Consider the following 12,607-nt stretch of genomic DNA (forward strand, 5'->3'; position numbering starts at 1 on the left):
TTGCGCAATAAGCGACCCGAACACTGTTTGCGGTAACATTTGGCCATCAAGGAGAGCAAGCGCGATGCGACGCCTGAGAAATGTGAAAATCGTGGCGACGCTGGGCCCGGCGTCCAACGACTATGATACGATCCGCGCGCTGCACGAGGCCGGCGCCGACGTGTTCCGCCTGAACATGAGCCATGGCAGTCATGACGAGATTCGCGAACGCCACCGGATCATCCGGCAGGTGGAAAAGGACGTGGACCGCCCGATCGCCATTCTGGCCGACCTGCAGGGACCCAAGCTGCGCGTGGGCGTCTTTGCCAATAGCGCCGAGGAATTGGTCGAAGGTGCGCCGTTCCGCCTTGATCTGGATGATGCGCCGGGGGACGCCACCCGCGTCTGCCTACCGCATCCCGAGATCTTCCAGGCGCTCGAGCCCGGCGCGCATCTGCTGGTCAATGACGGCAAGATCCGCCTGATCGTCGAGAAATGCGGCGCCGATTTTGCCGACTGCAAGGTCGAGATCGGCGGCACGATCTCGAACCGCAAAGGCGTGAACGTGCCCGACGTGGTGCTGCCGCTGGCGGCCCTGTCGGAAAAGGACCGGGATGATCTGGAATTCGTCTGCCAACTGGGCGTCGACTGGCTGGCGCTCAGCTTCGTGCAGCGTGCCAAGGACGTGTTCGAGGCCCGCACCCTTGCCGATGGACGCGCCGCCATCCTGTCCAAGATTGAAAAGCCCGCCGCGGTCGAGGCCTTTGAGGAAATCCTGGATGCCTCGGACGGGATCATGGTGGCGCGCGGCGATCTGGGGGTCGAACTGCCGGTTTCGGCCGTGCCGCCGATCCAGAAGCGCCTGGTGCGCCGCTGCCGTGCGGCGGCCAAGCCGGTGATCGTGGCGACGCAGATGCTGGAAAGCATGATCGAAAGCCCGATGCCCACGCGCGCCGAAGTCTCCGACGTGGCGACCGCGATCTATGAGGGCGCCGACGCCATCATGCTCAGCGCCGAATCCGCCGCGGGCGCCTATCCGATCGAGGCGGTCAAGACCATGAACCAGGTCGCCATCGAGGTCGAAGCCGACCCGACCTATGCCGAGATCATCGCCGCCTCGCGCGCCACCAAGGGCACGACCGTGGCCGACGGCATCGTCGCCGCAGCGCGTGAGATCGCCGAGAAGACCGACATCAAGGCGATCTGCTGCTTTACCCAAAGCGGCACCACCGCCCTGCTGACCGCCCGCGAACGACCGCATGTGCCGATCATCGCCATGACCTCGCTGCGGGGCACGGCGCGGCGGCTGTGCCTGTCCTGGGGGTGCCACTGCGTGATGACGCCGGAACTGGAACGCTTCAAGGGGGCGGTGGTCAATGCCGCCCGCGCGGCGCGCGCCAGCGGCTTTGCCAGCCAGTCCGACCAGATCGTCGTGACCGCCGGCGTGCCGTTCAACGTACCCGGCTCGACCAACATCCTGCGCGTCGCGCCCTGTGACGAACGCCTGATCTACGCCACCGACCCGGAATGATGCGCCTTTAGGCGGTACGTGTCTTTGACCCGACGGGTTCCTTCACGGTCTCCATGACCGTGAAGGAACTTGTCTGGTGAATTCCCGGCAACTTGTTGATCTTGTCGCCCAGCACCATGCGGAAGTGGGCGATGTCGCGTGTACGCACCGTCAGAAGATAGTCGAATGAGCCCGCCACCATCAGGCAGGTCTCGATCTCGGGCACCCGGCGTACAGCGTCGTTGAACCGGTCCAGAGAGTGATCGGCCGTGGCGGCCAGTGACACCTGAACCACAGTCAGGTGCGCCAGCCCCAGCCTCTCTTTGTCGATCACCGCGCTGTAGCCAGTGATATAGCCGTTTTTCTCAAGCCGTTTCACCCGTTCAGAACAGGGCGTGTTGGTCAGGTTTACACGCGCTGCCAGTTCGACTATGGGCAGGCGGCCATTGGCCTCCAGCTCGGCCAATATGCGTTGGTCGATCTTGTCCAAATCCCTATCCATCAGTCAAATTCCCTGCAATTTTTAGGTGGAGCGGCATTTTTTCCTGAGATTAGACCAAAATCATCCCCTTTCCCTAGTGATTATTCCTGATACTTGACCACAGGGCAGTCTCGACGATGAGTTCCAGGATCCGGCTGCCCTGCCGGGGGCACGGGCCTCGGCCAAATCAACAAAAAACGGAGGAACGAGATGACAACGAAAATTGTCATAGGACTGGACGGGACAGAGACCGGCGAACGTGCTCTCGAATTTGCCAAGACCCTGGCAAAGCGGATCGGCGAGTGCGAGTTGATTGTCGCCTATGTCATCGAATGGTCGCCCTACACATTCCAGACGCCCGAGGAAAACGCCCTGCGGCACAAGCGGCGCGAGGAAGAGATCGCCCTTGCCAACAGCCGCGTGGTCGAACCCGCAGTGGCAGCGCTGAAGGCCGAAGGCTTCAACGCACACGGCGTCGTCCGGCATGGTGACGTGGCCGAAACGCTGAACGCGATCACCGTCAAGAACGGCGCATCGCAGATCGTTGTCGGCCGGTCATCCGCCGACGGGTTCAAGAAACGCATCTTCGGCAGCTCGACCCAGAATCTGGTCATGCATGCCGACGTCCCGGTCACGGTCGTAAACTGAGGGGAGGAGCAGACATGAAATCGATCAAAACTCTGGGCCTGTCCGGTGCGGCCGCGGCCCTGCTGGCCAACCCCGCACTTGCGCAGGAGGCCCCCGGTCTGGACGAAAAGATCAACCAGACCTTCTCAAATCTGACGGGCCCCTTCGTCAGCTTCATCTTCGCGCCGCTTCCGGGCACGAGCTTCCCGTGGATCGTGCTGTGGCTGGTCGTGGCCGCAACGGTGTTCACGCTGTACTTCGCCTTTGTGCAGATGCGGTTCTTCGGCCATGCGATCAGCCTTGTCAAAGGTGACTATTCCGACCCCAACGATGCGGGCGAGGTCAGTCACTTCCAGGCGCTGGCAACGGCGCTGTCGGGTACGGTCGGCTTGGGCAACATCGCGGGCGTCGCGGTGGCGATCGGCATCGGCGGACCCGGAGCGACCTTCTGGATGATCCTCGCCGGCCTTCTGGGCATGGCGTCGAAATTCACCGAATGTACGCTGGGCGTGAAGTACCGCAACGAGTACGAGGACGGCACCGTTTCGGGCGGCCCGATGTACTACATGTCCAAGGGCTTTGCCGAGCTGGGGCTGCCCGGGGGCAAGATCCTGGCGGTCCTGTTCTCGATCTTCTGTATCCTTGGCGCGCTGGGCGGGGGCAACATGTTCCAGGCCAACCAGGCGCACCAGCAGATCGCGGGTATCGTCGGCGATTATCCCGGCTGGATCACCGGCCTGGTCTTTGCGACCGTTGTCTTCATGGTCATCGTGGGCGGCCTGAAGTCGATCGCTCGCGTGACCGAGAAGGTCGTGCCGTTCATGGGCATTCTGTATGTTGTGACCGCGCTGGTCATCATCGGCATGAATGCCGACAAGATCGGCTGGGCCTTCGGTCAGATCTTCGCCGGTGCCTTCACTGGTCTGGGCGTGGCCGGCGGCATGGTCGGCGCCCTGATCCAAGGCTTCAAACGCGCCGCCTTCTCGAACGAGGCAGGAGTGGGTTCGGCGGCCATCGCGCACTCGGCCGTCCGCACCAAGGAGCCGATCACCGAAGGCTTCGTCTCGCTGCTCGAGCCGTTCATCGACACGGTGGTGATCTGTACCATGACCGCGTTGGTGATCATCATCACCCAGCAGCTGGTGATCGATCCGGCAACCGGCCTGTACATGCTGAACGAAGAGGGCACGGCGATCGCAACCGTGGATGGAAACGCGGGCGTCAGCCTGACCTCGGCCGCCTTCGGCAGCGCCTTCAGCTGGTTCCCCTACATCCTGGCCGTCGCGGTGATCCTGTTCGCCTTCTCGACCATGATCAGCTGGTCCTACTATGGCCTCAAGGCCTGGACCTATCTGTTCGGCGAAGGCCACACCAAGGAACTGGTGTTCAAGATCATCTTCTGCATCTTCGTAGTGATCGGGGCGGCGGCCAACCTGACGCCGGTCATCGACTTCTCGGATGCGGCGATCTTTGCAATGGCCGTGGTTAACGTCTTTGCACTCTACTTCCTGATGAAAGTGGTGCGCCAGGAACTGGCCTCGTACAGTGCGCGGCTGAAAAGCGGCGAAATCCGCAAGTTCGCCGACTGATGATACCAACCGGGGCGGCCCTGCCGCCCCGGTTCCCGACACCGGTGCGAAAAGAGAAAAACCGGGTCAAAAACCCCTTGCCAGCATGACCGAACTTGCGTAAACGGCGCATCTGATCGCGCGACCGGCCGATGTGGCATGCCGAGTCGCGTTTCGGACCGAACCCTGAAAGGAGACGGAAATGCCCAAGATGAAGACCAAATCGAGCGCCAAGAAGCGCTTCAAGGTGACCGCGACCGGTAAGGTCATGTCGGCTCAGGCCGGCAAGCGGCACGGCATGATCAAGCGGACCAAGAAGTTCATCCGCGACGCCCGTGGCACCACCACCCTGTCCGCCCCCGACGCCAAGATCGTCAAGGGCTACATGCCCTACGACCGCTAAGAGGAGATACCGATATGTCCCGCGTTAAAGGTGGAACCGTAACTCACGCCCGTCACAAGAAGGTCATCAAGGCCGCCAAAGGTTACTATGGCCGCCGCAAGAACACCTTCAAGGTTGCCCGTCAGGCCGTCGACAAGGCCAACCAGTACGCAACCCGCGACCGCAAGAACCGCAAGCGCAACTTCCGCGCTCTGTGGATCCAGCGCATCAACGCCGCTGTTCGTTCGCATGACGAAGCTCTGACCTATTCCCGCTTCATCAACGGCCTGAACCTGGCCGGCATCGAAGTGGACCGCAAAGTCCTGGCCGATCTGGCCGTGCACGAACCGGAAGCGTTCGGCGCGATCGTTGCCAAGGCACAGGCCGCTCTGGCTGCCTGATCTTCTTTCGAGAGACAGTGAAAGAAAGGCCGTCCCGCATGGGGCGGCCTTTTTTGGTTTGCGCAACTGGCCAGACTGCCGGCGTCAAAAACGGCCGGGCATGATTTCGAAAAAGTCGGAACAGGTATTAGATAAAGTCGCACATGTGACCGCATCAGATCGTGGCGCTTGAAAGGGTTCGGGCCCGCGTGCTTCATTTTTCATGCAGCGGTCCTTTGAATGGCCGTGCGCGAAAACAACCGAGATGCTGGCATGCGCGCGGCGGTCCCAACCGGGCTGGGGGCGTGATGCAAGACCAGCACCGTAGATGACCAACACGGAGAAATGCCATGAAGAAATTGACCATGCTGCTTGGGGGCGCATCGATGGCGATTGCCATGCCTGCGGTTGCCGCGGATATCGTGATCGGCGTACCGAACTGGGCGTCGGTGAATGCCACCGCGCACATTCTTGAAGTTGTCATCGAAGACAACCTCGGCCTCGATGTCGAATTGCAGAACGGCACCAACCCCATCGTGTTCGAAGCGATGGATTCGGGTGCGATGCACGTCCACCCCGAAGTCTGGATGCCAAACCAGCAGAACCTGCACGACACCTATGTCAAAGAAAAAGGCACCGTCGTGATGAACGAGAACCCGGTCCAGGCCGAGCAGGGTATGTGCGTTCCGACCTACATTGCCGAGGAATATGACATCAAATCCATCGACGACCTGAGCGATCCGGACAAGATGGCGATCTTTGACACTGACGGAAACGGCACTCCCGAGGTTTGGATCGGCGCGCCCGGCTGGGCGTCGACCGTGGTCGAGAAGATCCGCGCCAAATCCTACGGCTATGACCAGATCTTTGAGCTGACCGAGTACGAGGAAACCATCGCCTATGCCAACCTGGCAAACGCGACCAAGGTCGGTGATCCGTGGATCGGGTTCTGCTACAGCCCGCACTACATCTTTGTGACGCAGGAACTGACCGTGCTAGAAGAGCCACCGCATGATCCGGCCACCTGGACGATCGTTCAGCCCACCGATGACCCGGATTGGCTGGACAAGTCCGAGGCCTCGACCGCGTGGAACGGGGCAACTCTGCACCTGCACTACGCCAAAGAGCTTGAGGAAAGCCACCCCGAGGTCGCGGCCCTGTTCCGCAACTACCAGATGCAGGGTGACGATCTGAGCGCGATGGGAAAGGCGCTGGCCGTGGACAACGTGGAAGCAGCCGATTTCGCCCGCCAGTGGGTGGCTGAAAACGAAGACACCGTTATCGGCTGGCTGACGAACTAAATCAGAAACGCAGGGGGCCGTCGCGACTGATCGCGGCGGCCCTTTGCCTGTTTGCCGGGATGCAACCCCGTAGATGAGGGGCAAATGGACGAACCTGTCGTAAAACTAGAAAATGTCTGGAAAATTTTCGGCGCACGGGCCGAAGAAGCCATGGCCGCAGTCCGAAATGAAGGTATTGGAAAACCTGAAGTTCTTGAAAGATTCAATTGCGTGGTCGGCGTTCAAGGCGCCACGTTCGAAGTGCCACGTGGCGAGATTTTTTGCATCATGGGCCTGTCGGGTTCGGGCAAATCGACCCTTGTGCGCCATGTCAATCGCCTGATCGAGCCCACGGCCGGAAAGATCGAGATCATGGGGCAGGACGTGTCCAAGATCTCCGAGTCCGAACTGCGCCGCATCCGCGCCCAGCAGATCGGGATGGTGTTCCAGCACATGGCGCTGATGCCGCACCGCTCGGTGCGCGACAACGTGGCCTATCCGCTGGAGATCCGCAAAGTCTCGAAATCCAAGCGTTGGGCAGTGTCCGATCACGCGCTGGGCCTGGTGGATCTGACCGGCTATGAGGACCGGCTGCCCAAGGAACTGTCGGGCGGGATGCAGCAGCGCGTGGGCATCGCGCGCGCGCTGGCCTCGGACCCGGAAATCCTGCTGATGGACGAACCGTTCTCGGCACTGGACCCGCTGATCCGGCTGCAGTTGCAGGACCAGTTCAAGGCTCTGGTTGCGCAGCTGAAAAAGACCACGCTGTTCATCACCCATGACCTGGACGAGGCGATCCGTATCGGTCATCGCATCGCCATCATGAAGGACGGTGTGATCGTCCAGATCGGCACGCCCGAGGACATCGTGATGAACCCGGCCGATGACTATGTGCGCGAGTTCGTGCAGGGCATATCCAAGCTCAAACTGGTCAAGGCGCATTCGATCATGGAGTCGTTGGACAGTTACTCCGGCCCGCTGGATGGCGCGCCGCGCGCGGATGAGGGCGCAGACCTCGACCAACTGATCGATCTGGCCGTGAACACCGAGCTTCCGGTGGTGATCACCGACGGCGGTCAGGATGTGGGCGTCGTGACCAAACCACGCCTGCTGCGCGGAATTCAGGGGGGCAAAAATGACTGATGCAACCACGGAATTGAAAGTCACGGCCGCCTCCGACATCGAGGTGGACCGCGAGGCGCTGGATCGGTCGATCCACGAATTCGCAGGCCCTAATGGTGACTACTACGTCAAAGCCTTTCACAAGATCCATGATGCGACCAGTCCGATCCCGAACACGTTCAACTTGTGGGCGGCGGTGCTGGGGCCGTTCTGGTCCGCCTCGCGGGCGATCTGGGGGATGTTCTGGACCTTCCTGATCCTTGAGATCATCGCTTGGGTGCAGATCGGTCGCGGCGCTTGGGGCAACCCGGGGGCAGATCTGGCCGAACGCGCGGCCCGTCAGCAGGAACGCGCAAACGAGTTGATGGCTCGCGCGGCGGATGCAACCGAGAAGGCAGACATCGATCGGTTCAACAAACTGGCCGCAAATATCCAGAAAGCGGCGGACAGCAGCCTTGAGAAAGCGCAGCTGGCGCAGTCCGAAGCCTTGGGGATCATGGTCACCGGTCTTCTGATGCTGCTGGTTTTCAAGCTGGTTCAGGGGTTCTACGCTGACCGGGTGTACGAAAAACAGTATTCGAACTGGCGGATCGACCCCGAAAGCACCGAAAGCGGCCGCTCGACCCGGAACACGGTTCTAGGCGCGGTTTTGGTGGCAGCGATCGGTCCGCTGATCGTGTACAAATTCACTGTGAACGCATCGCTGCCTCTGTTGGACGCTTTCCCTGAAAAGGCAGTGTCGGAAATGATCCTCGGGCCTGATCAGGGCACGCTGTTCTCGGCCCTGGCCAGTTGGATGGAGGCCCGGATCGACGCTGCAGCTGCCGCAGGCGGAGACATTTTCGACGGGATCGTTGCCGGTGTACGCTCGGTTCTGGACGGGTTGACGGTGGCCCTGATCGGGTCGCCCTGGCCGGTGGTCATGCTGGTGATCTGCGTGACCGCGTGGCGCGCGGCGGGACCGCGCGTGGCGATCTTCACTGCCGCGTCGTTGGCCTATATCGCGCTGCTGGGCTATTGGGACGTGGCGATGGAGACGGTGGCTTTGGTGGGCGCGGCCGTGCTGCTGTGCGTCACCTTCGGTATTCCGCTGGGCATCTGGTTCGGCAAATCAAAACGCGCCTATCGCGCGGCCGAGCCGGTGCTGGACCTGATGCAGACCCTGCCGGCCTTCGTCTACCTGATCCCGATCATCGCCTTCTTTGGCACCGGCAACCCGCCAGGCATCTTGGCTACGATCATCTTTGGTATGCCGCCGGTGATCCGCCTGACGGCGCTGGGCATGCGCGGGGTGCCTGAAAGCATCAAAGAGGCCGCCGTGGCCTTTGGTGCCTCGAAATGGCAGTTGCTGAAGGACGTGGAAATCCCGCTGGCGCTGCCGTCGATCATGACCGGCGTGAACCAGACCATCCTGATGTGTCTGTCGATGGTCGTGATCATCTCGCTGATCGGCGGCGGGGGTCTGGGCAAGGAAATCCTTGAGGCGCTGCAATACGCGGCCAAGGGCCCGGGCCTGCTGGGCGGTTTTGCGATCCTGTTCCTGGCCATGGTCATGGACCGCATCGTTCAGGGCGCCTTCCGACGCGAAGACGAAAAGATCTGACGCGACAGCCGCCTCCCGGGTCACCCGTGGGGGCGGTTTCATTTCAGGGCGGGGAGACACGATGGCGGACCGCTACGAACAATCCATGATGGACAACCTGTACTGGTGGGGCGTGCCCACCCTGTTCCGGTGCCCCCATGTGGGGCCGCAGGATCAGGATATCGCTCTTGTGGGCGTGCCGCATTCCGCCGGTAACGGCACCACCGAGCGCGACCAGCATCTGGGCCCGCGTGCGCTGCGTCATGTCTCGGCCGTGCAGCGCCGGGTGCATTCGTTGTTCCAGATCGATCCGTGGTCAAGCGCGCGCATTGCCGATGTGGGCGACGTGCCGTTCCCGCGCGCCAACGACAACGAGGACTGCATCGAGCGCATCACCGCCTTCTACCGTGACATCGACGCCGCCGGGGCGCGGCCCGTTTCGGTGGGCGGCGATCACTCGATTGCGGGTGGGATCGTACAGGCGCTGGGCCGAGGCAAACTGGCGGGCGGGCAACCAGTCAGCTTTCTGCATCTGGACGCGCATACGGATGTGTTCACCAAAGTCGATCATTTCCTGGGGGCCAAGAAGTCGGCTGCGCATTGGGGAGCTTACCTGGCCGATCAGGGGCAGGTGGACCCGACCCGGTCGATGCAGATCGGATTGCGGGGGCATCCGCGCAGCCTGGACTGGCTACAACCCTCGTATGACTATGGCTACAACATCGTCACCATGCGCGAGTTCCGCCAGCGTGGCTTGGCCGATGTGGTGGCCCAAACGCGCGAGGTTCTGGGCGACCGGCCGGTTTACATTACCTTCGATCTCGACTGCCTGGATCCGACCATCGCGCCGGGGGTGTCGAACCTGGAACCCGGCGAAAAGGGTTTTGACATCGACGAGGCCGTGGGCATCCTGCATGCCGCGCGGGGGCTCAACATCGTCGGCGGCGATGTGGTCTGCATGATGCCGACCAAGGATAGCCCCAACAACATCACCGCGCTGACGGCGGCTGCGGTGATGTTCGAGATGATCTCGATGATCGCCGAGAACGTCGCCCGGGCCTAGCGCCGCGCGTCGATCGCCTGGGCCAGCACGCACAGCAGTTCGAACATCAACGAAATGCCCAGCCATGCGGTGCCGCCCGATGGGTCGAAGGGCGGCGAGACCTCGACCAGATCCGCGCCCACAAGGTTCACCCCTTCCAGCTTGCGGATGACCTGCTGGGCTTGAAAGCTGTTGGGGCCGCCGATCTCGGGCGTGCCGGTGCCGGGGGCATGGGTGGGATCCACGAAATCGATGTCATATGTGCAATAGCAGGGCGCGTCGCCGACGATGGAGCGGACCTCGGTCATGACATCGTCGATGCCGCGGTCGAACAGCTCTTCGATGCGGATGATGCGGATGCCCTGCGCCTCGCCCCATTCGATATCCTCGGTGTTGTAGGCGGTGCCGCGAATGCCCACCTGCACGAAGCGTTCGGGATCGACCAGCCCTTCCTCGACTGCGCGGCGGAACGGGGTGCCGTGGGTATATTTATGCCCGCCGAAATAGCTGTCGAAGAGGTCGGTATGGCTGTCGAACTGGATCAGTCCCAGCGGGCCCTCGCTGGCCAGCGCCCGCAGGACGGGCAGGGTGGTGAGGTGATCACCGCCCGCCGTCAGGGGTACTATGCCGCGCAGCATCAGGTCGGTGTAGAAGCGGGTGATGCGGTCCAACGTATCCTCGATATCCACTGGGTTGGGGGGCACGTCGCCCAGGTCGGCACAGTTGACCAGTTCGAACGGGGCAACCCCGGTCACCGGGTTCATGGCGCGGATCATGGTGGACTGGTCGCGTAACTGCCGTGGCCCGTGCCGCGCGCCGGGCCGGTTGGTGGTGCCCCCGTCCCAGGGGATGCCGACCAGCCCAAGCTCGACCAGATCCATCCGGTCGTCGTCCGGGGTCAGGGCCGGCAGGCGCATGAAAGTGGGGACACCGGCAAAGCGCGCCAGCTCCATCGCCGAGACGGGTTGAAAGAACGCATTTGCCATGGGGCCCCCTGTGTCGTCGTTTGCCCGAGCCTAGCGGCAAGCCCGCGCCAAAAACACCCGGTCCGCGACACAACGGCGTCGGATCAGGACAGAATCCGGAAATTGGTTCGGATCTCGGCCTCCTGTTCGGGGCTGAGGTATTGCGGGTGATGCGTGCGCAGGATTTCACGCGCGCGGTCGCGGGCGTTGGACCAGGCATCGCGTGCGCCGCTGTCCTGCCAGCTGCGCGGCTCGGCCCGATCGGCAAGGGCGGGGTAGAAATAGTCGCGCTCCATCGCTGCATGGGTGTGGGCACTGCCCAGGAAATGGCCCTCGCCTAGAACCGACTGGCAGATCGCGTCAAAGCCCAGGTTTTCTTCGGTCACCTCGATCCCGCGCAGGGCGCGATAGGTGTGCGAATGCATCTCGTCATCCAGCACGAACCCCTCGAAGCTGACCCCCAGCAGCGAGGCCGTCATGCCCGAGCTTTCGTAGATCAAATTGCCGCCGGCCAATGCGGCGGCCAGCGAGGTGATGCCTTTTTCGGCGCCGTATTGCGCGTCGATGGCCTTGGCATCGGTCATCGAACAGGCCACGCCCGAGGGCAGCCCCAGCCAGTTGGTGATCTGGGCCGAGGCCGCGTTCAACACGGCGGTTTCGCCACTGCCGCCCGAAAAAGCGCCGGTGCGCAGATCGATGATGAACGGCCAGTTCGAAAACACCATGGGAAAGCCCGGCCGGATCGCGTTGACCATGACCAGGCTGGCCAGGGTTTCGGCCAGCGACTGGGCCAGAAACCCGGCCATGGTGGCGGGCGCGGTCGCCCCGGCCTGGGCTGCTGTGATGCAGGACATGGGGATGTTGTGCGCGATGCATTCATAGACCACGTCCACCGCATCTTCGCCGTACCGCAAGGGCGAGATCACCGGGCTGATATGCGCCTTCAAAAACGGGCGTTCCGCAAAGGCGTCTTGGCCTCCGGCGGCGATGTCCAGCATCCGCACGATGGGCGCGACATGTTCGGCCAGCGTGAACGAGGTCGCTACCGGTTTGGTGGTATTCCGGATCAGCGCATAGGCGGTATTCACGTCCAGATCGAAATTGTCCGGCACGTCGGTGGCGACACAGCATCGGGTGAACCAGCTGACATTGGCCAGCGTGTCCTGAAGGCGGGTGAAATCATGCAGGTCGGCCAGGGTCGACGGGCGATAAAGCCCGCTGTCCAGGTCCAGCGTCTGGACCGCCGCTCCGCCGGTGCCGAAATGCACGCGGTCGCCGCCCACCTTGATCGACCGGGCCGGGTCGCGCCCGTGCAGGGTAAAGCGTTTGGCGGCCTGTCGGACCGCGCCTTCGACCATCGTGCGGGGAAAGACCAGCCGTCCCGGCGGGCCTGGCTGCGCACCTGCGGCGATCAGGTCTTGTGCCAGGCGGTCGGGCACCTCGCCCATGCCCAGCGTTTCCAACAGGCGCAGGGCGGTGTCGTGGATCGCCGCGATCTCGGGCAAGGTCAGGGGTTTGTACTGCCCGCCGATCTGGCCGGGCGCGCAGGGGTCAAAGGCCGGTTTGGCCGCCCGTTGCGCCAGCCTCGCCCGCCGCCCGCCGCGTTTGCCCTGTTCTGGCATCTCCGAAGGCTCCTGATCCGATCCTGCCCTGCAGATTACGCGGCAACGCGGGGTGCGGCCAAAGCGG

12 protein-coding genes are annotated in these 12,607 nt (G+C 62.6%); 9 read left to right on the plus strand and 3 right to left on the minus strand.

The genetic code is table 11. The features are described from left to right. Positions 1-64: 64 nt before the first annotated feature. Positions 65-1,510 (plus strand): pyruvate kinase, encoded by a 1,446-nt coding sequence (gene pyk / locus AC2FNS_RS10665; protein WP_496688701.1) that lies wholly within the window; start codon positions 65-67, stop codon positions 1,508-1,510. A gap of 7 nt (positions 1,511-1,517) precedes the next feature. Here the strand turns inward: pyk and AC2FNS_RS10670 are convergent, their stop codons facing one another. Beyond that, entirely contained in the window at positions 1,518-1,991 is a 474-nt protein-coding gene (locus tag AC2FNS_RS10670) for an Lrp/AsnC family transcriptional regulator (protein WP_496679437.1), read from the minus strand. Positions 1,992-2,180: 189 nt separating this feature from the next. On the opposite strand from AC2FNS_RS10670, the gene AC2FNS_RS10675 reads away from it, so the two are divergent. From AC2FNS_RS10675 to AC2FNS_RS10710, 8 genes are all read left to right on the plus strand, one after another. After that, on the plus strand, positions 2,181-2,618 hold the full coding sequence (locus AC2FNS_RS10675) for a universal stress protein (protein ID WP_496679434.1): 438 nt from the start codon (positions 2,181-2,183) through the stop codon (positions 2,616-2,618). Between the two features lie 14 nt (positions 2,619-2,632). Then, the gene (locus AC2FNS_RS10680) at positions 2,633-4,186 is read left to right on the plus strand and encodes an alanine/glycine:cation symporter family protein (RefSeq protein WP_496679432.1); all 1,554 of its coding nucleotides are present in this window, start codon (positions 2,633-2,635) and stop codon (positions 4,184-4,186) included. A 181-nt stretch (positions 4,187-4,367) separates the two neighbouring features. Beyond that, on the plus strand, positions 4,368-4,568 hold the full coding sequence (gene rpmI / locus AC2FNS_RS10685) for a 50S ribosomal protein L35 (RefSeq protein WP_039523697.1): 201 nt from the start codon (positions 4,368-4,370) through the stop codon (positions 4,566-4,568). Positions 4,569-4,582: 14 nt separating this feature from the next. After that, complete coding sequence (gene rplT / locus AC2FNS_RS10690; RefSeq protein WP_093965154.1) at positions 4,583-4,948, plus strand: 50S ribosomal protein L20; 366 nt, start codon at positions 4,583-4,585, stop codon at positions 4,946-4,948. Between the two features lie 329 nt (positions 4,949-5,277). Further along, positions 5,278-6,228: an ABC transporter substrate-binding protein gene (locus AC2FNS_RS10695; protein ID WP_496711179.1), complete on the plus strand. Its 951-nt coding sequence runs from the start codon at positions 5,278-5,280 to the stop codon at positions 6,226-6,228. A gap of 84 nt (positions 6,229-6,312) precedes the next feature. After that, positions 6,313-7,350, plus strand: coding sequence for a quaternary amine ABC transporter ATP-binding protein (locus tag AC2FNS_RS10700; protein WP_496679427.1), 1,038 nt, complete (start codon positions 6,313-6,315; stop codon positions 7,348-7,350). Next, complete coding sequence (locus tag AC2FNS_RS10705) at positions 7,343-8,932, plus strand: ABC transporter permease (RefSeq protein WP_496711180.1); 1,590 nt, start codon at positions 7,343-7,345, stop codon at positions 8,930-8,932. The genes AC2FNS_RS10700 and AC2FNS_RS10705 overlap by 8 nt, the downstream gene beginning before the upstream one ends. 61 nt (positions 8,933-8,993) lie before the next feature. Further along, the gene (locus AC2FNS_RS10710; RefSeq protein WP_496711181.1) at positions 8,994-9,974 is read left to right on the plus strand and encodes an arginase family protein; all 981 of its coding nucleotides are present in this window, start codon (positions 8,994-8,996) and stop codon (positions 9,972-9,974) included. Here the strand turns inward: AC2FNS_RS10710 and AC2FNS_RS10715 are convergent. Both AC2FNS_RS10715 and AC2FNS_RS10720 read right to left on the minus strand, forming a co-directional pair. Beyond that, on the minus strand, positions 9,971-10,939 hold the full coding sequence (locus AC2FNS_RS10715; protein ID WP_496711182.1) for an agmatinase: 969 nt from the start codon (positions 10,937-10,939) through the stop codon (positions 9,971-9,973). The genes AC2FNS_RS10710 and AC2FNS_RS10715 overlap by 4 nt on opposite strands. An 83-nt stretch (positions 10,940-11,022) precedes the next feature. Then, entirely contained in the window at positions 11,023-12,540 is a 1,518-nt protein-coding gene (locus AC2FNS_RS10720) for a trimethylamine methyltransferase family protein (RefSeq protein ID WP_496711183.1), read from the minus strand. Between the last annotated feature and the right edge of the window lie 67 nt (positions 12,541-12,607).

Source organism: Ruegeria sp. BHSA191, assembly GCF_059613325.1.

Coding starts and splice junctions, on each gene's coding strand:
- pyk (WP_496688701.1), top strand. CDS start 65: ATGCGACGCCTGAGAAATGTGAAAATCGTGGCGACGCTGGGCCCGGCG.
- AC2FNS_RS10670 (WP_496679437.1), bottom strand. CDS start 1,991: ATGGATAGGGATTTGGACAAGATCGACCAACGCATATTGGCCGAGCTG.
- AC2FNS_RS10675 (WP_496679434.1), top strand. CDS start 2,181: ATGACAACGAAAATTGTCATAGGACTGGACGGGACAGAGACCGGCGAA.
- AC2FNS_RS10680 (WP_496679432.1), top strand. CDS start 2,633: ATGAAATCGATCAAAACTCTGGGCCTGTCCGGTGCGGCCGCGGCCCTG.
- rpmI (WP_039523697.1), top strand. CDS start 4,368: ATGCCCAAGATGAAGACCAAATCGAGCGCCAAGAAGCGCTTCAAGGTG.
- rplT (WP_093965154.1), top strand. CDS start 4,583: ATGTCCCGCGTTAAAGGTGGAACCGTAACTCACGCCCGTCACAAGAAG.
- AC2FNS_RS10695 (WP_496711179.1), top strand. CDS start 5,278: ATGAAGAAATTGACCATGCTGCTTGGGGGCGCATCGATGGCGATTGCC.
- AC2FNS_RS10700 (WP_496679427.1), top strand. CDS start 6,313: ATGGACGAACCTGTCGTAAAACTAGAAAATGTCTGGAAAATTTTCGGC.
- AC2FNS_RS10705 (WP_496711180.1), top strand. CDS start 7,343: ATGACTGATGCAACCACGGAATTGAAAGTCACGGCCGCCTCCGACATC.
- AC2FNS_RS10710 (WP_496711181.1), top strand. CDS start 8,994: ATGGCGGACCGCTACGAACAATCCATGATGGACAACCTGTACTGGTGG.
- AC2FNS_RS10715 (WP_496711182.1), bottom strand. CDS start 10,939: ATGGCAAATGCGTTCTTTCAACCCGTCTCGGCGATGGAGCTGGCGCGC.
- AC2FNS_RS10720 (WP_496711183.1), bottom strand. CDS start 12,540: ATGCCAGAACAGGGCAAACGCGGCGGGCGGCGGGCGAGGCTGGCGCAA.